Genomic DNA, 24,368 nt, shown 5'->3' with positions numbered 1-24,368 from the left:
CCATCATCTCAGTGCTTGGCGACCGCGGTGTTGAGCTTCAGGTAATCGAGGAGGATTCGCCCGGTTTCGCTGAGGTAAGCGTCGTCTTCCGGCTTGGTCTTGTCCGGATCGGCGGCCGCGATGGCGTCCTCGTCTTCTTTCTTCAGCTCCTTGAGCGGCTCTTCACCCTTGGCCTTGCGGCGGATGTTTTCCAGCGTCAGCTGCTTGGCCTCGATGTCGGCGTGTTGTGCCCGACGTTCGGCTTCATTGAGGCTGACGGTTTTTTCCGCCATCAGCTTCTTGGCCAGTGCCAGCTTGTCGCGGATGAAGACGAACTCGGCGTCCTTGGCCGAGCGCACGTCATGCTCGGATTTCAGCTGCGCGAGGAACGGCTTGAACGGATCCACCGCCGGCTTGATGGCCGGGCGAATGGTGTCCCATGGCATGGCTTCGGGCAGGGCGCTTTCGCCGATTTCCTTGGTGTCGATGATCGACGGGTAATCGATGTCCGGCAGCACGCCCTGATGCTGGGTGCTCTGCCCGGAAACCCGGTAGAACTTGGCCAGGGTCAGTTTCAGCTCGCCGTGGTTGAGCGGCTGGATGGTCTGCACGGTGCCTTTGCCGAAGGTCTGGCCACCGATGATCAGGGCACGGTGATAGTCCTGCATCGCACCGGCGAAAATCTCCGAGGCCGAGGCCGAGAGACGGTTGACCAGCAGCGCCATCGGCCCTTTGTAGAAGGCGCCAGGGTTTTCATCTTCGAGCACGTCGACCCGGCCGTCGGCGTTACGCACCAGCACGGTAGGGCCCTTGTCGATGAACAGACTGGTCAGCTCGGTGGCTTCCTGCAGGGAACCGCCGCCGTTGTTGCGCAGGTCGATGACCACGCCGTCGACCTTGTCTTTCTGCAACTCGGTCAGCAGTTTCTTCACATCACGGGTGGTGCTCTTGTAGTCCGGATCGCCGGCACGGAAGGCCTTGAAGTCCAGGTAGAAGGCCGGGATCTCGATCACCCCAAGCTTGTAGTCCTTGCCGTCCTGCTTGAGGTTGAGGATCGACTTCTTCGCCGCCTGCTCTTCCAGCTTCACCGCTTCGCGGGTGATGGAGACGATCTTGCTGGTCTGGTCGTTCGGCGCGTTGCTCGCCGGGATGATTTCCAGGCGCACCACCGAGCCTTTCGGACCGCGGATCAGCTTGACCACTTCGTCCAGGCGCCAGCCGACCACGTCGACCATTTCCTTGTCGCCCTGGGCCACGCCGATGATCTTGTCCGCCGGGGCCACCTGCTTGGTCTTGTCCGCCGGGCCGGCTGGCACCAGGCGCACGACCTTGACCTGGTCGTTGTCGCTCTGCAACACGGCGCCGATGCCTTCCAGCGACAGGCTCATGTTGATGTCGAAGTTCTCCGCGTTATCCGGCGACAGATAGTTGGTGTGCGGGTCGTAGGACATGGCGAAGGTGTTGATGTACGCCTGGAAGATATCTTCGGCGCGGGTCTGGTCCAGGCGGGCGAGCTGATTCTTGTAGCGCTTGGTCAGCGTTTCCTGGATCTGCTTGGGTTCCTTGCCAGCGATCTTCATGCGCAGGACTTCGTCCTTGACGCGCTTGCGCCACAGGTCGTCGAGTTCCGCGGTGGTCTTGAGCCACGGCGCGTCCTTGCGATCGATCAGCAAGGACTCCTTGGTGGTGAAGTCGAATTTGTCGACGCCTTTGCCCAGCTCGGCCAGGGCAAAGTCCAGGCGCGCCTTGACGCGGTCCAGGTAGCGTTTGTAAATGATGAAGCCGGCGTTCAGGTCACCGCTTTTCAGGAAGTCGTCGAACTGGGTTTTCCACTTGTCGAATTCCGCGATGTCGCTGGCCATGAAGTAGCTGCGCGACGGGTCCAGCAGCTTCAGGTAGCTGTCATAGATGATCGCCGAGCGCGCGTCGTCCAGCGGTGGCTTGCTGTAGTGATGACGCTTGAGCAGCTCGACGACATTGAGGCTGGCAATTACCTCGTCGCGATCCGGCTGAAGTTTGTCCCAGCTATTGGCTGCGAACGTATTGGTCGACATCGGCAGCAGACCGAGACCAATGAAAAGAGCGAGGGCGGTGCTGGGGAACAAATGCTTCATGCTGATTCGACGCGGGGGCAATTGATAACGCATATTAGGCCGTCTTTGAAGTCGCCGGTTCCACAAGGACCGGTCGCATAATGCAAAAAGCCCGGTGCTACAGCTCCGGGCTCAGTCCAGACTCACTATGGAGGCACTGTGAAAGCATTGCAAGGCGTTGAAGGTCATGTGGAGTGGGTTGAAGAGCCCAGTCCGACGTGCGACGTAGGACAAGTGCGAATCCGCGTGGCGGCCGCGGGACTGAACCGGGCCGACCTGTTGCAACGAGCCGGGCTCTATCCGCCGCCACCGGGCGCCAGCAAGGTGCTGGGCCTTGAGTGCTCGGGGGTGATCAGCGAGGTCGGCCCGGGCTCTGCGTGGCAGGTCGGCGATCGGGTCTGCGCGCTGCTGGCCGGGGGCGGCATGGCCGAGGAAGTGGTGGTCGATGCCCGTCATGTCCTGCCGGTGCCGGAAGGGCTGTCCCTGGCGCAAGCGGCGGCGCTGCCCGAGGTGTACAGCACCGCCTGGCTGAACCTGTTCCAGCTGGCGGCCCTCAAGCCGGGGGAGAAGGTCCTGCTGCACGCCGGCGCCAGTGGTGTCGGTTCGGCCGCGATCCAGTTGTGCAAGGCGTTTGGCAACCCATGCTGGGTCAGCGTCGGTTCCGGCGACCGCCTGGCCTACTGTGAAGCGCTGGGGGCCCAGGGCGGCGTGGTGCGCACCGACGGCCTGGAAGGCCTGCGGGATTTCGGGCCGTTCGATGTGATCCTGGATCCGGTCGGCGCCAACTATGCCGCGCATAACGTCAAGCTGCTGGCCCTGGACGGGCGCTGGGTGCTGATCGGCTTGATGGGCGGGCGCGAGGCCCAACTGGACCTGGCGCAGATCCTCGGCAAGCGCATCCAGTTGCTGGGTTCGACCTTGCGCAGCCGCGACGAGCAGTTCAAGGCCGATCTGTTCAGCGACCTCAGCCAGCATGTCTGGCCACTGTTCGCCGAAGGGCGCCTGAGCCCGCAGCTGGCCATGACCTTCCCGATCAAGGACGCCGAAGCGGCCTTTGCCGAGCTGGCGACCAACCAGGTGTCGGGCAAGCTGGTGCTGCTGATCGACGAGACCTTGGCATGATCTTGTAGCCACTGCCGAAGGCTGCGATAAGTCCGAAGGGCTTCGGCGATCTTCAGATCTTGCGCCCACGTTGTGGGCGATCGCAGCCTGCGGCAGCGGCTACAGAGGCGTTTATTTCCACTGATGAATCGGCCAGCCGGCCTTTTCTGCGTGTTCGCGCAGCACCGGGTCCGGGTTGACCACATGGGGGTAGTCGACCTTCAGCAGCAATGGCAGGTCGTTGCGCGAGTCGGAATAGAAGCTCGCGCCTTCGAGGTTTTCTTCTTCGGCATCCAGCCATTCCAGCAGGCGGGTGACCTTGCCTTCGCGGTAGGTCAGGGTGCCCAGGGTATTGCCGCTGTAGACCCCGTGCAGGACCTCCAGCTCGATCCCCAGGACTTCATCGATGCCCAGGCGTTCGGCGATGGGCTGGACCAGGTGAGTGCCCGAGGCCGAGATCACCAGGATCCGGTCGCCGGCCTTGCGGTGGGCGGCGATGGCTTTGCAGGCGTCGCTGAAAATGATCGGTTCGATCACGTCCTCGACCCAGGGGCCGACCAGGTGCCCGACCTCTTCCGGGGTGCGTCCGGCCATCGGTTCCAGGCTGAAGGCCATGAACTCCTCCATGGCCAGCTTGCCGTGGCTGTAGGCGTCCATCAGCTCGTTGTTGCGGCGCATGAAAGACTCGCTGTCGACCCAGCCCAGGCGCCCCATCTGTTCGCTCCAGAGGGTGGCGCAGTCGCCGTGGATCAGGGTCTCGTCCAGATCAAAAATTGCCAGGGCCATTAGTACCGCTCTCTCTTAATCGTCTGCGTCAAAGTCATCAGGCTACCTCACAGAGGGCCGTGGGATCGATGGAAAGTGCCAGGCGTTGGCCGTCGGGGTGCAGATCGTCCGGCGAGCGGTTCAACACATCCACCACCAGTTCCACGCCACGGGCCTCGACCCGGTAGCGGATCACGTTACCCAGCAGGCTGTGGCTGCGGATCAGTGCGTCGGGTTCGCCGTCCTTGCGCAGTTCGATGGCCTCTGGGCGAATCGCGATACGCCCGTTGATCGGCCGCTGCAGCAGCTTGCTGGCGCTCTCGGCATCCAGCAGGTTGTAGTTGCCGATGAAGCCGGCGGCGAACACATCCACCGGTGCGGTGTAGAGCGTCTCGGCGTCGCCGCTCTGGACGATCTTGCCCTGGTTCATCAGGAAAATGCGGTCGGACATGGTCAGGGCTTCTTCCTGGTCGTGAGTGACGAAAATCGTGGTCAGCCCCAGTTCGCGCTGGATCTGCCGGATCTGTTCGCGCAGGTGCTTGCGGATCCGCGCGTCCAGCGCCGACAGCGGCTCGTCCAGCAGCAACAGGCGCGGGCGGGTCACCAGCGAACGGGCCAGGGCCACGCGCTGGCACTGGCCCCCGGACAGTTGATGGGGATAACGGCTGGCGAAGTCGTGCAGTTCCACCAGGCGCAGGACTTCGAGCACGCGCTGGTGGCTCTCGTCGGCGTTGACCTTCTGCATGCGCAGGCCGAACGCCACGTTCTGCTCCACGGTCATGTTGGGGAACAGCGCATAGCTCTGGAACACCATGCCGATCCCGCGTTTCTGCGGGCTCAGGGGCACGATGTCGTGGCCGTCGAGGAGGATCTTGCCGGCGTCCACCGGGGTCAGGCCGGCGATGCAGCGCAGCAGGGTGGACTTGCCGCAGCCGGACGGGCCGAGCAGCGTGACGAATTCGCCCTTGTGGATTTCGCAGTTGATGTCGCTGAACACCGGGGTGCCACTGTAATTTTTCTGCAGGTGTTGGACGCTGACGAAGCTCATTGGCTTTTGTCCTTGTTCAAGATGTTGGCGGCCCAGGTCAGAACCAGCACAAAGAAGAAGTAGGAAATCACCAGCGCGCTGGTGAAGTGGCCGCTGCTGTTGCGCATGTTGTTCAGGTAGACCTGCAGGGTTTCGTAGCGGGTGCCCACCAGGATATTGGCGAACACGAACTCGCCGAACAGGAACGAGAACGACAGCAGCAGGGCCACCATCAGGCCCTTGCGCAGATTCGGCAGCACCACCAGGAAAGCCGCCTGCCAGGTACTGGCGCCCAGCAGATGGGCGGCGTCCATCAGGTCGCGCAGGTTGATCGCTTGCAGGTTATTGGTGATCGCCCGGTACATGAACGGCAGGGCCACGGTGAAGTAGCAGCCGACGAGGATCCACGGTGTGCCGACCATGGCGAACGGTCCCGAACCGTAGAGTTGCAGCAGGCCCACCGAGGACACCACCGGCGGCACCGCGAACGGCAGCAGGATCAGGATGTTCATCAGCGCATCGAGCCTTGGGAAGTGGTAGTGCACCACGAACAGCAGCGGCAGGATCAGCACCACCGACAGGATCAGGGCGCCGACGCAGACCAGCAGCGACTGGCCGAAGGCGTGCAGGAAGCGCGGGTCGCTCCACAGCTGGATGTACCACTTGAAGGTAAAGCCGCTGGGCAGGATGGTCGCCGACCAGTTGCTGGCGATGGAGTAGATCAGGGTCCCGGCCAGAGGCAGCAGGAGAATGGCGAACAGCAGGTACACCACGACCCGGTGATAGAGGGCGGCGGAGCCGGGTTCAGCGCGAGACATGGTAGCTCCTCTTCAACAGCAGCTGATGGACGATGGTCACCAGGGTCATCAGCGCCACCAGGACCACGGCCAGGGCGCTGGCCATGTTCGGGTCGAGGGAGATGTCGCCGGAAACCATGGCGGCGATGCGGATCGGCAGCACGTTGAAGTTGCCGGTGGTCAGTGCATAGACCGTGGCATAGGCGCCCAGGGCGTTGGCCAGCAGGATGACGAAGGTCCCCAGTAGCGCCGGGGTCAGCACCGGCAGGCCGATGTGGCGCCAGAACTGCCAGCCACTGGCGCCAAGCAGTGCCGCGGACTCGCGCCAGTCTTCGCGCAGGGCATCGAAGGCCGGGTAGAGCAGCAGCACGCCCAGGGGGATCTGGAAGTAGGTGTAGAGGATGATCAGGCCGGTCTTGGAGTACAGGTTGAAGTCCTGAATGATCCCCGCCTGCTTGAGCATGATGGTGATGCTGCCGTTGAAGCCCAGCAGGATGATGAAGGCGAACGCCAGGGGCACGCCGGCGAAGTTGCTGGTCATGTTGGCGAAGGCGTTGACGAAGTTGCGCAGCTTCGAGTCGACCCGGCGCAGCGAGTAGCTGCCGAGAATCGCGATGACGATGCCGAACACGCTCGACCAGAAGCTGATCTCCAGGCTGTACTGGATGGCTTGCAGATAGAACCTGGAACTGAAGATCTTGTTGAAATTGGCCAGGCCCCAGCCGAACTCTTCCGATTGCAGGCTGTTGATCAGCACCCAGAGCAGCGGGGCGATCTGGAACACGATGAAGAACAGGGCAAACGGCAGCAGGCACAGGATTGCCAGCCATTTGCCGCGGGTGAATGCATTCACTTCAGCAACTCCCGGCATACAGGTTTGTCGTGGGGCACGCCGAGCAACTCGCAGATGGTGCCGCACAACTCGGTCTGATCCGGCGTGGCGACGGGGCTGAAGCTGAACGCATCGCCGAGAACGAACAACGGCACTTCCCGCTCCTCCGGCAGCAGGCCGTTGTGGGAACGGTCGTTGTTCATGCCGTGGTCGGCCGTCACCAGCACCTGGTAGCCGGTGTCGAGCCAGCCTTGCAGGTAATCGGCGAGGATGATGTCGGCCGAGCGTGCGCTGTTGCGGTACTGCGGGCTGTCGAGGCCGTGCTTGTGCCCGGCGTCGTCGATGTTCATCGGGTGCACCAGGAGAAAGTTCGGCGCATGGCGCAACCGCAGGTGTTCGGCGTCGGCGAACAGGTGGGAATCGGGGTAGTGGTCGTTCCAGTAGAAATGCCCATGCTGGATCGGCAGCTTCTTGTTGTCGGTATGCCGGTCCCGGGCCGGGTTGAACGGCGAGCGGTTGTACAGCTCGCTGATCCAGTGATAGGCCGCGGCGGCGGTGCCGAGCCCGGCGGCGCTGGCGTAGTGGAAAATGCTGCGCTGGTTGGACAGGCGCGAGACGTTGTTGTGCACGATGCCGCTGTCGATCGGTGGCACCCCGGTCAGGATGCATTCGTAGAGCGGTCGGGACAGGGCCGGCAGTTCGCATTCCAGCTTGTATAGCGCTGCGCGTCCCGCGCCGACGTAGGCCTGAAGGTGTCCCATGGCGTGGCGGGCGACCTCATGGTTGAGGCCGTCGAGCACGACAAGGATGACGTTGTGTGACATGGGGGAGGACTCCGCAAGACAGAACAGCCCTGTAGGAGCGAGCTTGCCCGCGATGGCTTCACTGCGGTTTAAGACAGACCGCAGTGCCTGTATCGCGGGCAAGCTCGCTCCTACGGATGCAGCATTACTGCATGTTGATGATCACTTCTTCCTGCCATTTCTGTGGCAGGCCCTTGGAGGTTTTCTCCCAGGCGTCGGCGTCCTTGATCGGCGTGACTTTCTTGTACTGCTCGTTGGGCAGCAGGTTGGCCTGGACTTCGGCGGGCAGGGTCAGGTGTTCGGCGCGGATCGGACGGGCATTGCCGCGCGCCAGGTTGATCTGGCCGGCATCGCTGAAGATGTATTCACGGGTCAGCTTGGCCGCGTTCGGGTGCTTGGCGTATTTGTTGATGATGGTGGTGTAGCCGGAGATCACCGAACCGTCCGAGGGGATCAGCACGATGTAGTCGTCCTTGTTGACCATCTTGTTGCGGTAGCTCAGGCCGTTGAAGTCCCAGACCACGCCGACTTCCACTTCACCCTTTTCCATGGTGGCGATGGTTGGGTTGGCCAGCGACAGGCGCCCCTGCTTGGCGATCTCGGCGAACATCAGCAGCGCCGGCTGGATGTTCTTTTCATCGCCGCCCTTGGCGATGGCCGCGGCCAGCACGCCGTTGGCGGCCTGGGCGGCGGTGCTCACGTCGCCGATGGAGACCTTGTATTTGCCTTTCTCCAGGTCGGCCCAGCTTTTGGGGGCTTCGGAGCCGTGCAGCAGCTTCTTGTTGATGATGAAGGCGATGGTGCCGGTGTAGGCCAGCGCCCAGTTGCCGTCCTTGTCCTTGGCCCAGTCCGGGACCTGGTCCCAGGTGCTTGGCTTGTAAGGCTGGACCACGCCCTGCTTGACCGCGATCGGGCCGAAGGCCGCGCCCACGTCGCCGATGTCGGCGCTGGCGTTGTCTTTCTCGGCGGCGAACTTGGCGATCTCCTGGGCCGAGCTCATGTCGGTGTCGATGTGCTTGAGGCCGTAATGCTTGGCCAGGTCTTCCCAGGTCCCTTTCCAGTTGGCCCAGTCGTCGGGCATGCCGACGCTGTTGACGGCGCCTTCGGCTTTCGCCGCGGCTTCCAGGGTCTTCAAGTCGGTATCGGCGGCCATGGCGGCGGTGCACAGGGCGATGGTCGAGCCTAACAGTGATGCCAGGAAAAACTGTTTCATCCGAAGCTCCTTTGGGCGTGTTCAACGCTGTGTTTGTCTAACGTTGTTGGTCTAGGTCAGCAATACCTGAGCCAATTTAAGCCGGCTGGATGACACTTTGATGTCGGCATCAGTCCTGCAAGGCGTTTGCGAGTGTCAGGCACGGGTCTGCGAGATAAGCGTAGCCCAGGGCTAAACAGCTGATATGAAAGGACTTGGCCAGCCAATTGCAGGTGTCTGGCACAGCGATTTGGCGGCGTTGTCATCTGCCAGTCATATGCAGTGCCTAGGCTCTCGGTGAAGGTTGAGTGCCTTTTTCCCAGGCACGTTTTGCCCTGAAACAGTGCTGGTCTAGTCCAGATAGGTAACGTTGATGCGCGAAGAGGCAGTCAAGGCGGTGACAGCCATTGGGCAGGTCCTGCAGGAACAGATCGATCACGGGTTGTTGGCACCCGGTAGCAAGCTGCCGGCCGAGCGCAAGCTCAGCGAGTTGTTCGGCACTACGCGGATTACCGTGCGCGAAGCCTTGTTGCAGCTGGAGGCCCAGGGCCAGATCTACCGCGAGGAGCGGCGCGGCTGGTTTGTCTCGCCGCCACGGCTGGCCTACAACCTGATGCAGCGCAGTCATTTTCACGCGATGGTCAGCGCCCAGGGGCGCGTGCCGTCGACCGAGATGATTTCGGCGCGCCTGCAACCGGCTTCAGCGGCGGTCTGTGCCTGGCTGCAACTGCCGGCGCTGTCCAGTGTGATCCAGATCCGTCGGGTACGACGCATCGACGAGCGTCTGGTGCTGTATGTCGAGCACTACCTCAATCCGCAGTACTTCCCGGGCATTCTCGAGTTCGACCTGAACCAGTCGATCACCGAGCTGTATGCCCGGCACTACGACCTGCATTACGGGCGGGTGCGCTTCGAGATCGTGCCGACCTCCTTGCCGGTGGAGGCCGCGGCGGCGTTGAAGGTTTCGGCCGGCAGCCCCGGGTTGCGGATTGCCCGGGTCAATTACGACCAGCACCAGCGCCTGATCGACTGCGACCTGGAGTTCTGGCGCCACGACGCGATCCATGTCGGTGTCGATGTGGTCTGAGCCCGCTCCCGGTGCGGGAGCGAGCTTGTTCGCGATGACGCCAGGGGCCAGTCCTTAAGGTTTGGCCCCGGCAAACAGATAATCCGTGGTCAATGACGCCAGGGTACGCACGCCCACCACCAGCGCCGATTCATCGACAAAGAACCCCGGGTTGTGGTTCGGCGCGGCTTTGGCCATGTCCTGGTCCCGCGGTGTCACGCCGAGAAACACGAACAGCCCCGGCACCTCCTTGGCATAGAAGGAAAAGTCTTCCGCGCCCCCCACCAGCGGGCCCTGCACCACATCGTCCTTGGCCGCCCAGCGCAGGCTCGGCAGCATCTTTTCGGTCAGGGCCGGGTCGTTGATGGTCGGGTCGTACTTCTCGATGATGCTCACCTCGGCCTTGGCGCCACCGCTTTCGGCGATCTTTTCCACGGTCTGGCGCACATCGCTGTGCAGCTTTTGGCGAATGCCGTAGTCGTATGAGCGGATGGTGCCGCTCATGTCCAGCGACTCGGGGATGATGTTGTAGCGTGTGCCGCCGTTGATGGTGCCGATGCTGACCACCGAGGGAAACGACGAGATGTCGGTGCGGCGGCTGACCACGGTTTGCAGCCCGACGACGGTCTGGGCGCCGACCGTGATCGGGTCGATGCCGTCCCAGGGGCGGCCGGCGTGGGTCTGCTTGCCGAGAATCCTGATGCGCAGGTCGTCGGAGCTGGCCAGGGTCGGGCCCGGGCGGTAGGCGATGCGTCCGGCCGGAATCCCGGCCCAGACATGCAGGCCGAACACCGCGTCCGGCTTGGGCGATTGCATCACGCCTTCCTGCACCATCATCTTCGCGCCCCAGGTGTTCTTGCCGTCGGGGATGAAATCGCTCGGGCCTTCTTCGGCGGGCTGGAAATAGAACACCACGGTGCCGGGCAGGCGCTCGCGCATGTCGCTGAGGATTTTCGCCGTGCTCAGCAGGATGGCGGTGTGGGCGTCGTGGCCGCAGGCGTGCATGACGTCCACTTCCTTGTCCAGGTAGCGCCCCTTGGCCTTGGAGGCGAACGGCAGGTCCGCGACTTCCTTGACCGGCAGAGCGTCCATATCGGCGCGCAAGGCCACGGTGGGGCCGGGCAGGGCGCCCTTGAGCACCGCCATCACGCCGGTGCGGGCGACGCCGGTCTTGACCTCCAGGCCCAGGGCGCGCAATTGCGTGGCTACCAGCTGTGCGGTGCGCTGTTCGGTGTTGCCGAGTTCCGGGTGGGCGTGGATATCGCGACGGGTTTCCAGCAGTGCTGGCTCCAGGGCTTTGGCCTGTTCGGCGATGTGCTGGCGGGCCTGTTCCATGGCGCTGTCGTCGACAGCGTTGGCGGCCTGGCCGGACAAGGCCAGGACGCCGATCAGGCAGGCTTGGGCGATAGCGGATAGCTGCATAGGGGACTCTCTCCATGATTAGTGTTGTGCTGCTCAGGTGCCAGAACCTGTGACCACCCCAACCCTGGAGAGTGCGGCCGCGCCCTTGCCGAGACGCGGCCGGACGCCTTACTCCTCTTGCTGGGGCCCGCCGCCGGCGGTGATCACCTGCACGCTCATGCGTGGCGTGGCCAGGTCCATTCCGGCTTCGTCGAGGTGACGCTTGAGGGACAGGTTGAAGGCTCGCGACACTTCCCATTGCTTGATCGGCGCGGTCTTGAAGCGGGCGCGCAGAATCGCGTTGCCGGACTCGAAGCTTTCCACCCCCTGGAACTCCAGCGGCGACCAGATATTGCGCCGTTGCAGCGGGTCGGTACGCATCTTCTGGCCGACATCGCGCATCAGTTTGATGGCTTCGTCTATGTCCATGTTGTACGGAATGGCCACCCGGAAGATCGCGTAGCCGAACTCCCGGGAGTAGTTCTTGATGCTCTTGATTTCGCTGAACGGGATGGTGTGCACGATGCCGTCGATGTCGCGCAGGCGCACGGTGCGGATGGTCAAGCCTTCGACGGTACCCAGATGGCCGCCGACATCCACGTAGTCGTCGATGGCCAGGGAGTCCTCGATGATGATGAACAGGCCGGTGATCAGGTCGGCCACCAGCGACTGGGCGCCAAAACCGATGGCCAGGCCGATCACCCCGGCACCGGCCAGCAGTGGCGTGACGTTCATACCCATGTTCGCCAGGGCGACGATCAGGGCAATGATGAAGATCGCCACGAACAGCACGTTGCGGATCAGCGGCATCATGGTCTGTGCCCGGGCATTGGCCAGGCCTTTGCGCGAGCGGGTCAGGGCGTGGTGCACCGCGGTGTCGCTGAGGATCCAGATCAGCCAGGCGAACAGCAGGGTACCGCCGAGGCTGAACAGCTTGACGCTGATTTCGTGGCCGTCGCCTTCGGTGAAGCGGATCAGCGACATGCCCCAGACCCGCAGGCCGAGTTCGATGAACACCAGCCACACCAGCAGGTGGGCGAGGGTGTAGAAGAAGCCTTTGAGACGCTCGGAATACAGGGCGTGGCGCTTGTGCCCGCGCTGGGGCTTGAGGGAATGGCGGCGCACCAGGCCGTTGATCACCATGCACAGCACCAGCAGCACGGTGCAGATCAGCGACTGGCGCAGGGCGGTGCTGGTGTCGCCGGCGGAAATGAAGGTGGCGAACAGGGAAATGGCCACCAGCACCAGCGCTGGCAGGTACCAGAAGGTGCCGATGATCTCGATGGTGTCGCTCAGGGCGCGGCGGGTCAGGCGGCGGGACAGCGGCTGGTTGCGGATCAGGTGAGCGATCGGCCGGCGGAAACGCAGGATGAACACCCCGGTGGACAAGGCCGCCATCACATTGGCGAAGGTGGCTGCGGTGTGCGCCAGGTGGCTGCCCAGGCTGGCGATCAACCGTGGGTCGCTCAAGGCCTCGCCGAAGGCGGCGAAACTGCCGATCAGCCACAACGGCCGGAACGCCTGGCGACGCAGGATGTACAGCGCGCGGTGACGGTTCGGACCGTCCAGCACGGAAAAGGCGATCACGCAGATTGCCGAGAAGCAGGTGCCGACCACCAGCGCATAAGCCAGGACCATGGCCAGGTCCTTGCCCAGGGACGACGGCAGTTTGTAGGTCATGTACACGGTCATGATCAACGCGATCAGCCAGGGCCCCAGTTTGCGCAGGGCGAAGCGCAGCAGGTCCCAGGTCTTGGGGTGTTGCGGCAGTTCTTCGGTGAGGCCGAAACGCTCGCGCAGGCGGTGGCTGAGCCAGATCAGCGCCGCGGCGAGAAGGCTCCAGACCATCAGGATCAGGGCGAAGGCGAAGATGATCGGCAGCCATTCGCTGGCCGGCAGCATCAGGGCCGCCAGTTCATCCTGGGCCTGATCGAATTCGTTCGACCAGCGAGTGATCGGGCTGTCGGCGCCGGAGAACTGTTTTTCGAAGCTGGACAGGGTGCCGCCGATCAGGCCGAGCACGCCTTCTTCGGCGGGCGTCTGGGCCTTCTTCGTGGCGTCGCGGAGTTTTTTCAGGTCGGTCAGCAACTGGGTGCGTTGCTGGTCGTTTTCCAGGGACTTGATCACTTCATCCAGCGACTGCCCCAGGGGCTGCTCGGCTTGCGGCTGGGTTTTGCCGCTGTTGAGCAGGCCCGGTAAACCCACTGCCTGGGCCGATGACAGCGGCAACAGTGTCAGGAGACAGAGAAACAGGCAGTAGGGCAGAACGGAAAGACGAGCAAACACTGGGCGGTCAACCTCAGAAAAAGCGGATCGACCGAGTGTACGAGGCAGCCAATACCAATGCGAGCCTGGACGGCGGATTTATTCGGCGAGTTTGGCGAGGATCTTGTAGATCACGGTGCCGAGGATCAGCAGCATACCGGCCCACATGCTGAAGATGCCGGCGTTCTTGTCGCGGAAGTTGTAGCCGATGGCCAACAGGATCATTCCCGAGAGAATGGGAATGAGCATGGCGTGGAACGAAGACATCGAGATCATGGCGACAGCCTTGTCGGAAGGGGATAGTCCTAAGTCTAGGTGGCTTTGGCGAGGTTCGGGTTGATGTGCATCAGAAATGCTTCGGCACCCTGTAGCCGCTGGCGCTGGCTGCGATCACCTGTAAAAACAGGCGCAGGATCTTGGGATCGCTGAAGCCCTTCGGGCTTGTCGCAGCCTGCGGCAGCGGCTACATGGAGCTTACGGCAGATCGCGGCTGGCGTAGAACGCGCTCAAGACCTTCACCAGATGGGCCAGGTCGTGGCTGCCGCACAGTTCGCGGATCGAGTGCATGGCGAAAGTCGGCAGGCCGATATCCACGGTGCGCACGCCCAGGTGGCTGGCGGTGATCGGGCCGATGGTCGAGCCACAACCCATGTCGCTGCGCACCACGAAGCTTTGCACCGGCACTTCCTCGGCCATGCACAGGTGGCGGAAGAAACCGGCGGTTTCGCTGTTGGTGGCGTAGCGCTGGTTGCTGTTGACCTTGATCACCGGGCCGGCGTTGAGTTTCGGGCCGTGGTTGGCATCGTGCTTGTCGGCGTAGTTGGGGTGCACGCCGTGGGCGTTGTCGGCCGAGACCAGCAGCGACTTCTGGATGGTACGCACGAATTCGTCGCCTTCGGGCAGCAGGCGGCGCAGGGTCTGTTCGAGCATCGGGCCGTCGGCGCCACAGGCCGAGCAGGAGCCGACTTCTTCGTGGTCGTTGCAGACCAGCACGCAGGTTTCCTCGGTGTCGGCGTTGAGCAAGGCTTGCAGGCCGGCGTAGCAGGACAGCAGGTTGTCCAGGCGCGCGCCGGCGATGAAGTCGCCGTGCAGGCCGATCACCGCCGGGCTTTGGGTGTCGTAGAAGCTCAGCTCGTAATCGAGCACCACATCGGCGTTCAGGCCGTGTTCGCGGGCCAGCTGGTCGGTCAGCACCGCGCGGAAGTCGACCCGCTCGTCGCCGGCGAATTGCGCGAGGATCGGCGGCAACTCGGTCTGGGCATTGATGGCCCAGCCCTGGTTGGCTTCGCGATTAAGGTGAATCGCCAGGTTGGGGATGATCGCGATGGGCGCCTTGAAGTCGATCAGCTGGCTTTCAACCCTGCCGTCGCGGCGGAAGGTGACGCGGCCGGCCAACGACAGGTCGCGGTCGAACCAGGGCGCCAGCAGGGCGCCGCCATAGACTTCCACGCCCAGTTGCCAGAAGCCCTGGCGTTGCAGCTCAGGTTGCGGCTTGACCCGCAGGCACGGGCTGTCGGTGTGCGCGCCGACCATGCGGATCCCGCCTTGCAGAGGCGAGTGCCGCCCCAGCTTGACGGCCACGATGGAGGAGTCATTGCGGGTGACGTAGTAGCGACCGTTGGCTTCGGTGGTCCACGGCTCGCGCTCGTCGAGACGCTGGTAGCCCGCGGCCTCCAGGCGTTGTACGAGGCTGGCGGTTGCATGGAAAGGGGTAGGGGAGGCCTTGAGGAAGTCGATCAGGCCCTGGTTCAACTCTTCGCGCATAAGTAACTCCAGACAGCAGTGGCGCGAGTTTACCGTATCGGCTCGCGGCATTGCAGGCGCAATGCCGTTGAGGGAGACAACATTCATCGCGGCAGGGAAAACGGCTCAACCGGTGATCAGGTTGCCTTTGAGGAACACTTCGCGGCGTTGCTTGCGACCCACATATTCATGCTTGCTGGCCTGGTAAACCTCATTGAATTTCTCTGCGCAAATGCCCGGCAGTTGATCGAGGTATTCCTCCACCAGCGCGTCGTACTGCGCTTCGGTGATCAGTTTGTAGACTTCGCGGCGATAGAAGAACCCCAACTGAAAACCCAGGGTTTCGCTGGCATGGGGCGTGATGGTCGCGAAGCAGTTCTCGAAGTCGATGGCCTTGAGCGGAGCCTGGGGGCTGATCATGATGTTGCCAGCCCAGAAATCCATGTGGGTGATGTTCTTTTGCGCGAGGGAGTGCAGCAGGCCGAATGCATCGCGGATAAAAGGCTCGATCTTGTCCGGGTTGTTGCGCAACCACTGTACGCCGTCGACGTAATCATCCAGCAGGCGGGTAATGATGAAGTATTCCTGTACCAGCCCCAGGCGATCGCGGGTATAGCCGAATCCTTCAAGGTCGGACATCTGTACGCCGCGTCGCTGGGCTTCGACGGTGTTGATCAGCTCTTCCAGCGGCCAGTCGAAGCGGCCGTTGCGCTGGGGCTTGCCCAGGGTGACGCGAACTTTCGCCTTGAGCGTATCCAGGGGCTGCACCTTGGCGAACAGCGGTGTCTCGCCGGTCGCCAAGGGGGTGCTGGCGCGGGTCTGTTTGTGGGCGTGACGTTGGCGGATGAGTTGTTCGAGGGCTGTGCAGGCGTCTGCCGAAGGTTTTTCGCGAAGGTGCAGGGTGGTATTCAGAAAGCAGAAGGTGAAAGGGTAATCGCGTTGAAATGGCTGACTGCTGAGCACGAGGGCTTCCTGCCTTAATGTCGAATAGCCACTATTTTAATATTATTTTCACAAATTCATAACAAATTGTTCAGATTAATCTTCATTTTTGATCAGATTTTTCCGCGTCTGTATGCCCCTCAATCGAGGGGCGTTTCGCTACGGTGGCCGCTCTCGATCAGAATGGTGCCGGGCACTCGAAGCGCAGGCGTTCGCCACTCTGCGGATGGGTGAAGCTGAGCATGCTGGCGTGCAGGCACAGGCGTGGCCAGGCGGCCAGCGCTTGCGGATGCGCGTACAGGCCGTCGCCCAACAGCGGGTGGCCGATGGACAGCATATGCACCCGCAACTGGTGCGAGCGCCCGGTGATCGGGGTCAGCTCGACGCGGCACCAGTCGCCGCAGCGTTCCAGCACTCGCCAGAAGGTCAGGGCGTTCTTGCCGAATTCGTGATCCACCACGTGCCGCGGTTTGGTCGGCGGGTCGTAGCGCAGTGGCAGGTCGATGCTACCGCTGTCCAGTTCCGGCTGGCCCCAGCACAGGGCGGTGTAGGCTTTTTCGGTCTCGCGGTCGTGAAATTGCCGGGACAGTTCGCGATGGGTATCGGGGTCGCGGGCCAGCAGGATGATGCCGGAGGTTTCCCAGTCCAGGCGATGGACGATACGGGCTTCCGGGTAGCCGTTTTCCTGCAGGCGGGTGATCAGGCAATCCTTGTTGTCATCGGCCCGGCCGGGCACGGAGAGCAGCAGGGTGGGCTTGTCCACCACCAGGACGGCGGCGTCCTGGTGAATGATGCGGATATTCGACAGCGGCATTAAAACAGCCTCGTAACAAACGCCAACGGCGGCTCGATCGACCCGGCTTCTACAGGAGCAGAAAAACCGAGGGACCGAGCCGCCGTGGCTCCAGCCGAATCGATCAGCGATCAGGCAGGGTGATATTGAGTTCCAGGATCGAGCAGCTGCCCTGGTTTTCCAGGGCGACATGCACGTCATCGGACCCGATATTGACGTACTTGCGGATGACTTCCACCAGTTCCTTCTGCAAGGCAGGCAAGTAATCAGGGGTAGTGCGCTGGCCGCGTTCATGCGCCACGATGATCTGTAGACGCTCTTTCGCTACCGACGCGGTGCTTACTTTTTTGCTGGCACGAAAGAAGTCAAAAAGATTCATTACCTACCTCCAAACAGGCGCTCGAAGAATCCCTTCTTCTCAACATCAAGGAACCGGTGTTCCACGGTTTTACCCAGCAGACGGTCGACAGCATCGCTGTACGCCTGGCCGGCGTCGCTCTGGTCATCGAGAATCACCGGAACGCCTTGGTTGGAAGCCTTGAGTACTGCCTGGGATTCTGGAATCACGCCCAGCAGCGTTACTGCGAGAATCTCTTTGACGTCTTCGACGCCAAGCATTTCGCCGTTGCTGACACGCGAAGGGTTGTAGCGGGTCAGCAGCAGGTGTTCCTTGATCGGGTCTTCGCCGTTCTCCGCGCGCTTGGACTTGCTGGCCAGCAGGCCCAGCATGCGGTCGGAGTCACGTACCGAGGAAACTTCCGGGTTGGTCACGACAATCGCTTCGTCGGCGAAGTACATGGCCAGGTGAGCACCTTTCTCGATACCGGCCGGGGAGTCGCAGACCACGAATTCGAAGGTCTCCTTGAGCTCCATCAGCACTTTTTCCACGCCTTCCTGGGTCAGCGCGTCTTTGTCGCGGGTCTGACTGGCGGCCAGTACGTAGAGGTTTTCCAGGCGCTTGTCTTTGATCAGGGCTTGCTGCAGGTTGGCTTCGCCGTTGACCACGTTGACGAAGTCATACACCACGCGACGTTCGCAACCCATGATCAGGTCGAGGTTACGCAAGCCGACGTCGAAGTCGACGATGACTGTTTTGTGGCCGCGCAGAGCGAGGCCGGTACCGATAGCGGCGCTGGTGGTGGTCTTACCCACACCACCCTTGCCGGATGTAACCACGAGAATCTTGGCCAAGGTGTTTCACCCCTAAGGAAAAAGGACTTTTAGCCCCTGAAAAACATCTCTTGAAAACTACTGCAGTCGGACAGCCTTGGCTGGAGGTCGGTTAACACCTGCTCCTACTTCGTTTGAGCCGTATTCGCTACGTTTTAGAGATGCTTGGAAAATGCGGCAGTATCCGTTAAAGACGTGTGATGTTCAACACGTCACCCGACAGGCTGACCTGGACCCCGGCACCCCACAACGGATCGCGCCGCAGGTCCTCGGAAACCTTGTACTGGCCGGCGATGGACACCAGTTCAGCGCTCAATTGCTGACAGAAAATCCGTGCCTTGGTATCTCCCTTGACCCCGGCCAGCGCTCGACCGCGCATCGGGCCGTATACATGGATGTTGCCATCGGCCAGAAGTTCCGCACCCGGACTGACCGAGGAGGTCACGACCAGATCGCCACCCTGGGCATAGATCTGCTGCCCGCCGCGTACTGGCGAAGTGATGATGCGGGTGGGCTTGATGGTCGGCTCAGGCGGCTTTTCAGGCTTTTTCCGGGCTTCGTTTTCCTGCGGTTCCAGCGGCCGTTCCCGGGCGCCGGAAGGCGGCAGCACGGGCAGGTCGACGGCGATCGCCGCGGCGATGTCTTCGATGCGGCTGGCGCGGATCGCCAGGGTGCGCAGACCATGGTGACGGCAGACGCGCATCAGGCCGGGCAGATCGACCGCGCCTTCGCTGGCCGGCAGCTTGTCCAGCGCCAGCACCAGCGGGGCGTTACTGAAGAAATTCGGGGCTTGCGCGACCTTCGCCGCCAGTTGGCGATCGAGGCCCTCGAGGTCGTTGCGGGCCAGTTCCAGCACGGTGATGGCCAGCATGCTGCCCTTCAACTGGAACACAGGATCCAGGTCTTGCGATTCGGTTTGGCTCATGGTCGGCATAAAGCGGCTTGTCACTAAAAGTGCCGAGACTTATAACGAGAACGCCCGCGGGCCGCAAGCCGGGTCGAACCGATGTAGAATGCGCGACCTTGTTGTCTGTCCGGAATCTGTAATGGATCGCCCGCGTTTTCGAGCTGCATTTCTTTATCCCCGTTTTTGGCCGCTGTGGCTGGGCCTGGGCCTGCTATGGCTGGTGGTCCAGCTACCTTATCCGTTGCTGCTGTGGATCGGCCGTGCCCTGGGCGCGCTGATGTACCGGGTGGCCGGTGAGCGTCGGCGGATCGCCAAGCGTAACCTGGAACTGTGTTTCCCCGAAAAGTCCGCCGCCGAGCGCAAGCGCCTGCTCAAGGAAAACTTCGCCTCCACCGGCATCGCCTTTTTCGAAATGGCCATGAGCTGGTGGTGGTCCAAGCCGCGCCTGGCGCGCCTGGCCCATGTCGAAGGCCTGGAGCATCTCAAGCAGGCGCAGTTGGAAGGCAAGGGCGTGATCCTCATGGCCCTGCACTTCACCACCCTGGAGATCGGCGCCGCCTTGCTGGGCCAGCAGCACACCATCGACGGCATGTACCGCGAGCACAAGAACCCGCTGTTCGATTTCATCCAGCGTCGTGGCCGCGAGCGGCACAATCTGGATTCCCTGGCGGTGGAGCGTGAAGACGTGCGCGGCATGCTCAAGCTGCTGCGCGCCGGGCGGGCCATCTGGTACGCACCGGACCAGGATTACGGCGCCAAGCAGAGCGTGTTCGTGCCGCTGTTCGGCATCCAGGCGGCGACGGTCACCGCCACCAGCAAGTTCGCCCGGCTGGGCAAGGCCCTGGTGGTGCCTTTCACTCAGCAGCGGCTGGCCGATGGCAGTGGTTATCGGCTGGTGATTCACCCGCCGTTGCAGGATTTCCCGGGTGAGACCGAAGAGGCCGATTGCCTGCGCATCAACCAGTGGATCGAAGGTGTGCTGCGCGAGTGTCCGGAGCAGTATCTGTGGGCGCATCGGCGCTTCAAGAGCCGTCCGCCAGGCGAGCCGAAGCTGTATAAGAAGCGCGGTTGAATTTATCGCGTTAGGCTCTAGGACGAAAAGTCGGCGAGCGAAGGTCAGGCAAGGCAAAAACAGGCGAGGAAGCGGAGTTTAGGGGCCTAAATGAGCATTCCGAGCCTGTTTTTAACGCAGCATGGCCGAGTGTAGCCACTTTTCGTACAGAGCCTAGATTGAAAGCCCTTTATCAGCGCCATGGAGTGTAGCGATGAGCCCAGCGGAACCGGTCACAGGATTGATTCTTTCCGGCGGCGGGGCTCGTGCGGCATATCAGGTGGGGGTGCTGGCGGCGATTGCCGAATTGCTGCCGGCGGGGGCGAGCAATCCCTTCCCGGTGATAGTCGGGACCTCGGCCGGGGCGATCAATGCGGTCAGCCTGGCCAGCGGCGCGCTGGATTTCACCGCGGCCATCGAGCGTCTCACGGCGTTCTGGCAGGGCTTTCGCAGCCATCAGGTGATTCGCAGCGACTGGCCCGGGGTGATCCGCCAGGCCACCCGGTTCGTTGGCCACAGCCTGCTCGGCCTGGGCGCGCAAGTGCCGGTGGCGTTGCTCAACAGCTCGCCGCTGCGGCAGTTGTTGAACGATAAATTGCAGCTGTCCGGTATTCGTCATGCCATTGCGCAAAAGCATCTGCAGGCGGTGGCGGTCACGGCCTTCGGTTATGAATCGGGCCAGGCGGTGACCTTCTACCAGGGCGGCGGCACCATCGAGGCCTGGTTGCGCCATCGGCGTATCGGCCTGCCCACCGAACTCACGGTTGAACACTTGCTGGCCAGCTCGGCGATTCCACTGCTGTTCGCGCCGGTGAAAATCGACCAGGAGTTTTTCGGCGACGGCGCGGTGCGGCAATCGGCGCCCATCAGTCCGGCCTTGCACCTGGGGGCCAGCCGGGTGCTGGTGGTCGGGGTCAGCGGCAACCCCCGTGGCATCGATCCGCAGGCGCCCCAGCAACGCAGCTACACCGGGCAGCAGCCGACGCTGGCGCAGATCGGTGGCCACATGCTCAACAGTACGTTCATTGATAGCCTGGAGAGCGACATCGAGCTCTTGCAGCGACTCAACCAGTTCAGTCATCTGCTGCCTTCGGGCACGCCCGTCCGTACCCTGGGCGTGGCGCCGGTGGAGGTGCTGGTGATCGCCCCCAGCCAGCCGATCGACGAGATCGCCGCGCGTCACCGGCATGAGCTGCCGGCGGCATTGCGCCTGTTCCTGCGCGGGCCGGGGGCGACCAAGACCAGTGGTGCCGGGGTCTTGAGTTACCTGCTGTTCGAGGCGGGGTATTGCAGCGAATTGATCGAGCTGGGGCGCAGCGATGCCTTGGCCAAGCGCGACGAGCTGCGGCGGTTCCTGGGGTTGGCGGCAGAGGTCGCGACGGCCTGAAAGAACATCGCGTTTCTAAGGGCAATGCTCAGGCCGTCAGCTTGTCATCGCGAAAATCCCGCAACGCCTGCTCGATCTCTTCCCGGGTGTTCATCACGAATGGTCCGTACTGCACGATCGGCTCGCCCAGCGGCTTGCCGGCAATCAACAGCACACGGGCGCCGTCGGCACTGCTCAACTGAATCTCGCCCTGGTCGGACAGGCGCACCAGCTTGCTGCTGGCGACCGGTTGCGGATGCCCGGGCAGGTCGATCTGACCTTCATAGACATACAGCAGGGCCCGATGCCCTGCAGGCAGCCGCGGGCTGATGCTGGCGCCCGCAGGCAGGCGCAGGTCGAAGTAGTGGGGCTCGGTGTCCGGCCGTTCGACGGCGCCGGTCTGCTGCGCCTGGCCGTCATCGAAGCGGCCGGCGATCACCACCACTTCCACGCCATTGGCGGTGGTCAGGCGGGGGATGTCCTGGGGTTGAATGTCTCGGTAGCCGGCCTTGTCCAGCTTGTGCTTGCCCGGCAGGTTCAGCCAGAGCTGGAAGCCGCGCATCACGCCTTCTTCCTGTTCCGGCATCTCGCTGTGGATGATGCCCTTGGCGGCGGTCATCCATTGCACGCCACCGCCTTCCAGCAGGCCGACGTTGCCCAGGTGATCCTCGTGGCGCATGCGGCCTTCGAGCATGTAGGTGACGGTTTCGAAGCCGCGATGGGGATGGGGCGGGAAGCCTGCGATGTAGTCGTCGGGGTTTTCCGAGCCGAATTCATCGAGCATCAGGAACGGGTCGAAGCGCTCGACACCCTGGCCACCGAAGACCCGGGTCAGTCTGACGCCGGCGCCGTCCGAAGCGGGCTGGCCGGTATGGACGCTGAGTACTGTGCGAAATTGAGTCATCGATGCAACTCCTGATCAGGTTGGGATGAGCGACATGCTATGCCAGCTCAACTGATCGATGGTTGCGAATATCGGCGCGTTGCTATCGATTTATTCGATGTAATCCGTTCCCGCGACCCGCACGGGAACGGCGCTCACTGCATCAGAAGTGGTACTTGAGCAGCAGGCTGGCGGTGTTCTGGTCGGTGTCGAAGTAGGGGGTGTCCTTGACCCCGTACTTGTTCTTCCAGTAGTCGTACTCGATACCCACATACAACTGTTTGTCGCCCAGTTTCAGCGCCTTGCCCAGGTCGTACTTGATCTGCGGGTTGATGTGCAGGTTGGCGTGGTACTCGCCTTTGGAGTTTTTGTCGTTGTCCACCACCCAGTCGATGAAACCGTCGATCAGGATGTCCGAACGGCCCACGGGAATGGTGTAGGACCAGACCGGGGTGATCTGCCAGACATTGTCGCCGGCACGGCTGCCTTCGGTCTGGCGGTTGTAGAAGTTCAACTGGAAGTAATCGAACCCGGGGATTGCCAGGTCGAAGCCCGGACCGATCAGGTAGGACTCGTTATCGCCTTCGCCGAACTCGTAAGTCATGGCCAGCAATACATCCTTGATCGGGCCGAACTCCAACTTCTGATCGAAGATCTTGCCGAACGAAAGACGCGGGCTGAACTCGCCGTAATAAGTGTTCGGGCCGACGTTGCCGTCCTTTTTACCGTTGTAGAAGATCTTGTCGATAAACAGGAAGTTGTCGCCGTACTTCCAGGCATCGGCATGTTCGAAAGTCACGGTTTGCTGGATCTGCGGGTTGATCGTGAAGTCTTTGCCGTAGAGGTAGGTCAGGCTGTTGTTTTGCCATTGCAGCAGGTCGCCGGCGGTGGCCTGGGCCCCTGCCAGCAAGGATCCGGCAAGCATCAGGCCTTTACAGATGCGGTTCATTCGGTTGCTCCCAAAAAGTAAGTGGTTCCACGTTTTTCTTTAAAAGCCGGTGCTCTGGTGTGGCACCTTTTAGTGGCTGAAAAATCATCCGATCGGTCAGCTTTGTTGCTGATAGCAAGAGCTGAGCCAAGGCGAAAAAAAAGCGCAAAAACTCCCGCGCGCCTGTACGAATACAGTCGATCGAGAGTGAATTCGGTTTTAACTCGGTACGCCTTGGTACTTTCCGGAGGCCGGGATAAGTTGGCTTTCCGGTCAGGTTTTAAATCCGGGCTTTTTTTTTCACCGGATTCAGGCGGCCGCGGAGAATACTGACTCCCACGGCCTTGCTCAAGTGCTCTGCAATAGCGCACTTGAAACAACTTTGGGGCACGTTTGCCGGTCATTCTAGAAATGCACCTTCACCAGCAGGCTGGCGGTGTTCTGATTGGTGTCCAGGTTGGCGCTGTCCTGAATGCCGTATTTGTCTTTCCAGTAGCTGTATTCGAGACCGACATACAGCTGCTTTTCGCCCAGGCGCAGGGCCTTGCCCAGGTCGTATTTGATCTGCGGATTGATATGCAGGTTGGCGTGGTAGGTACCGCGGTCGTTCCGGTCGTTGTCCACCACCCAGTCCAGATAGCCGTCGATCAACAGGTTCGAACGGCCCAGCGGGATGCTGTAGGACCAGGAGGGAGTGATCTGCCAGACACCGTCGCCGGGGCGCGGGCCTTCGGTCTGGCGGCGATAGAAGTTCAGGGTGAAATAGTTGAAGCCCGCAAGGGCTAGGTCGAAACCGGGGCCGATCAGATAGGCCTCGCTGTCGCCTTCGCCATATTCGTAGGTCATGGCCAGCAACACATCCTTGACCGGACCGAAGGCGAATGAGCGGTCGAGGATCTTGCCGAACGACAGCCTGGGGCTGAACTCGCCGTAAAAGGCGTGGGGGCCTTTGTTACGGTCTTCCTCGCCGTTGTAGAAAATCTTGTCGACGAATAGGAAGGTGTCGCCGTATTTCCAACGGTCGGCGTGCTCGAAGGTCACCGTCTGCTGGATCGACGGGTTGATCGCGAAGTTCTTGCCGTACAGGTACGTCAGGCTGTTGGTCTGCCACAGCAGCAGGTCGCCGGCCATGACCTGGGTCGTGGCCAGCAGTGCGCTGCCGAGCAGCAGGCGTGCGTGTGCATGTCTCATCGTGTTGCTCCCTGTTTGTTTTTATTGTCAAGGCGCAGGCAGCCGCCGACTGCGACCGGGCGCGGTGCCGGGT

24 protein-coding genes are annotated in these 24,368 nt (G+C 62.1%); 4 read left to right on the top strand and 20 right to left on the bottom strand.

The features are described from left to right. Positions 1–8: 8 nt before the first annotated feature. Complete coding sequence (locus C4K27_RS22655) at positions 9–2,093, bottom strand: carboxy terminal-processing peptidase (protein ID WP_164485204.1); 2,085 nt, start codon at positions 2,091–2,093, stop codon at positions 9–11. Between the two features lie 138 nt (positions 2,094–2,231). Between C4K27_RS22655 and C4K27_RS22650 the strand changes: the two genes are divergently transcribed. Further along, a complete protein-coding gene (locus C4K27_RS22650; protein ID WP_053262234.1) occupies positions 2,232–3,194 on the top strand; it encodes a zinc-binding dehydrogenase in 963 nt (320 codons plus the stop codon). A gap of 111 nt (positions 3,195–3,305) precedes the next feature. Here C4K27_RS22650 and C4K27_RS22645 read toward each other — a convergent pair whose 3' ends face one another. From C4K27_RS22645 to C4K27_RS22620, 6 genes are all read right to left on the bottom strand, one after another. Beyond that, on the bottom strand, positions 3,306–3,959 hold the full coding sequence (locus tag C4K27_RS22645; RefSeq protein ID WP_009045076.1) for an HAD family hydrolase: 654 nt from the start codon (positions 3,957–3,959) through the stop codon (positions 3,306–3,308). A gap of 37 nt (positions 3,960–3,996) precedes the next feature. Next, entirely contained in the window at positions 3,997–4,986 is a 990-nt protein-coding gene (locus tag C4K27_RS22640) for an ABC transporter ATP-binding protein (RefSeq protein ID WP_053262233.1), read from the bottom strand. Next, positions 4,983–5,783 (bottom strand): ABC transporter permease, encoded by an 801-nt coding sequence (locus C4K27_RS22635; RefSeq protein WP_053262232.1) that lies wholly within the window; start codon positions 5,781–5,783, stop codon positions 4,983–4,985. Before C4K27_RS22635 ends, C4K27_RS22640 begins: the two co-directional genes overlap by 4 nt. Next, positions 5,770–6,633 (bottom strand): ABC transporter permease, encoded by an 864-nt coding sequence (locus C4K27_RS22630; RefSeq protein ID WP_164523771.1) that lies wholly within the window; start codon positions 6,631–6,633, stop codon positions 5,770–5,772. Before C4K27_RS22630 ends, C4K27_RS22635 begins: the two co-directional genes overlap by 14 nt. Continuing rightward, on the bottom strand, positions 6,612–7,418 hold the full coding sequence (locus tag C4K27_RS22625) for an alkaline phosphatase family protein (protein ID WP_053262231.1): 807 nt from the start codon (positions 7,416–7,418) through the stop codon (positions 6,612–6,614). The genes C4K27_RS22630 and C4K27_RS22625 overlap by 22 nt, the downstream gene beginning before the upstream one ends. A gap of 124 nt (positions 7,419–7,542) precedes the next feature. Continuing rightward, the gene (locus tag C4K27_RS22620) at positions 7,543–8,610 is read right to left on the bottom strand and encodes an ABC transporter substrate-binding protein (protein WP_053262230.1); all 1,068 of its coding nucleotides are present in this window, start codon (positions 8,608–8,610) and stop codon (positions 7,543–7,545) included. Positions 8,611–8,962: 352 nt separating this feature from the next. Here C4K27_RS22620 and phnR point away from each other — a divergent pair, with 352 nt between their 5' ends. Then, positions 8,963–9,676, top strand: a complete 714-nt coding sequence (gene phnR, locus C4K27_RS22615) for a phosphonate utilization transcriptional regulator PhnR (RefSeq protein WP_009050226.1) — start codon at positions 8,963–8,965, stop codon at positions 9,674–9,676. A 54-nt stretch (positions 9,677–9,730) separates the two neighbouring features. Here phnR and C4K27_RS22610 read toward each other — a convergent pair whose 3' ends face one another. From C4K27_RS22610 to minC, 9 genes are all read right to left on the bottom strand, one after another. Beyond that, positions 9,731–11,077, bottom strand: coding sequence for an amidohydrolase (locus tag C4K27_RS22610; protein ID WP_053262229.1), 1,347 nt, complete (start codon positions 11,075–11,077; stop codon positions 9,731–9,733). Positions 11,078–11,185: 108 nt separating this feature from the next. Further along, complete coding sequence (locus tag C4K27_RS22605) at positions 11,186–13,342, bottom strand: mechanosensitive ion channel family protein (protein ID WP_009045069.1); 2,157 nt, start codon at positions 13,340–13,342, stop codon at positions 11,186–11,188. A gap of 78 nt (positions 13,343–13,420) precedes the next feature. After that, positions 13,421–13,597: a hypothetical protein gene (locus C4K27_RS31300; RefSeq protein ID WP_007927853.1), complete on the bottom strand. Its 177-nt coding sequence runs from the start codon at positions 13,595–13,597 to the stop codon at positions 13,421–13,423. A gap of 198 nt (positions 13,598–13,795) precedes the next feature. Then, positions 13,796–15,085, bottom strand: a complete 1,290-nt coding sequence (locus C4K27_RS22600; protein ID WP_053262228.1) for a M18 family aminopeptidase — start codon at positions 15,083–15,085, stop codon at positions 13,796–13,798. Positions 15,086–15,190: 105 nt separating this feature from the next. Next, positions 15,191–16,027 (bottom strand): hypothetical protein, encoded by an 837-nt coding sequence (locus tag C4K27_RS22595; RefSeq protein ID WP_007928668.1) that lies wholly within the window; start codon positions 16,025–16,027, stop codon positions 15,191–15,193. A 157-nt stretch (positions 16,028–16,184) separates the two neighbouring features. Then, complete coding sequence (locus C4K27_RS22590; RefSeq protein ID WP_007928667.1) at positions 16,185–16,820, bottom strand: RluA family pseudouridine synthase; 636 nt, start codon at positions 16,818–16,820, stop codon at positions 16,185–16,187. Between the two features lie 103 nt (positions 16,821–16,923). Continuing rightward, positions 16,924–17,178 carry a cell division topological specificity factor MinE gene (gene minE, locus C4K27_RS22585; protein ID WP_007928666.1) on the bottom strand — a complete coding sequence of 85 codons (255 nt, stop codon included), beginning with the start codon at positions 17,176–17,178 and terminating at the stop codon, positions 16,924–16,926. After that, entirely contained in the window at positions 17,178–17,990 is an 813-nt protein-coding gene (gene minD / locus C4K27_RS22580) for a septum site-determining protein MinD (protein ID WP_007928664.1), read from the bottom strand. The genes minE and minD overlap by 1 nt, the downstream gene beginning before the upstream one ends. Before the next feature lie 166 nt (positions 17,991–18,156). After that, positions 18,157–18,894, bottom strand: a complete 738-nt coding sequence (minC, locus tag C4K27_RS22575) for a septum site-determining protein MinC (RefSeq protein WP_009045065.1) — start codon at positions 18,892–18,894, stop codon at positions 18,157–18,159. 121 nt (positions 18,895–19,015) lie between these two features. On the opposite strand from minC, the gene C4K27_RS22570 reads away from it, so the two are divergent. Together C4K27_RS22570 and C4K27_RS22565 are read left to right on the top strand one after the other, a co-directional pair. Further along, positions 19,016–19,948: a lipid A biosynthesis lauroyl acyltransferase gene (locus C4K27_RS22570; protein ID WP_038576968.1), complete on the top strand. Its 933-nt coding sequence runs from the start codon at positions 19,016–19,018 to the stop codon at positions 19,946–19,948. Positions 19,949–20,141: 193 nt separating this feature from the next. Continuing rightward, positions 20,142–21,314 carry a patatin-like phospholipase family protein gene (locus tag C4K27_RS22565; protein WP_009045063.1) on the top strand — a complete coding sequence of 391 codons (1,173 nt, stop codon included), beginning with the start codon at positions 20,142–20,144 and terminating at the stop codon, positions 21,312–21,314. Between the two features lie 28 nt (positions 21,315–21,342). Here the strand turns inward: C4K27_RS22565 and C4K27_RS22560 are convergent, their stop codons facing one another. From C4K27_RS22560 to C4K27_RS22545, 4 genes are all read right to left on the bottom strand, one after another. Then, complete coding sequence (locus tag C4K27_RS22560) at positions 21,343–22,197, bottom strand: pirin family protein (RefSeq protein WP_053262227.1); 855 nt, start codon at positions 22,195–22,197, stop codon at positions 21,343–21,345. A 142-nt stretch (positions 22,198–22,339) separates the two neighbouring features. Continuing rightward, entirely contained in the window at positions 22,340–23,125 is a 786-nt protein-coding gene (locus tag C4K27_RS22555; RefSeq protein ID WP_053262226.1) for an outer membrane protein OmpK, read from the bottom strand. Further along, positions 23,122–23,508, bottom strand: a complete 387-nt coding sequence (locus tag C4K27_RS22550; protein WP_124298129.1) for a hypothetical protein — start codon at positions 23,506–23,508, stop codon at positions 23,122–23,124. The genes C4K27_RS22555 and C4K27_RS22550 overlap by 4 nt, the downstream gene beginning before the upstream one ends. 1 nt (position 23,509) lies before the next feature. After that, positions 23,510–24,295, bottom strand: coding sequence for an outer membrane protein OmpK (locus C4K27_RS22545; protein ID WP_053262225.1), 786 nt, complete (start codon positions 24,293–24,295; stop codon positions 23,510–23,512). Positions 24,296–24,368: the final 73 nt, after the last annotated feature.

Origin of the sequence: Pseudomonas chlororaphis subsp. chlororaphis (genome assembly GCF_003945765.1) — a bacterium.
Taxonomy (GTDB): domain Bacteria; phylum Pseudomonadota; class Gammaproteobacteria; order Pseudomonadales; family Pseudomonadaceae; genus Aquipseudomonas; species Aquipseudomonas chlororaphis.
The sequence above is the reverse complement of the archived record's forward strand: the minus strand, read 5'-3'. Positions and strand labels throughout refer to the sequence as shown.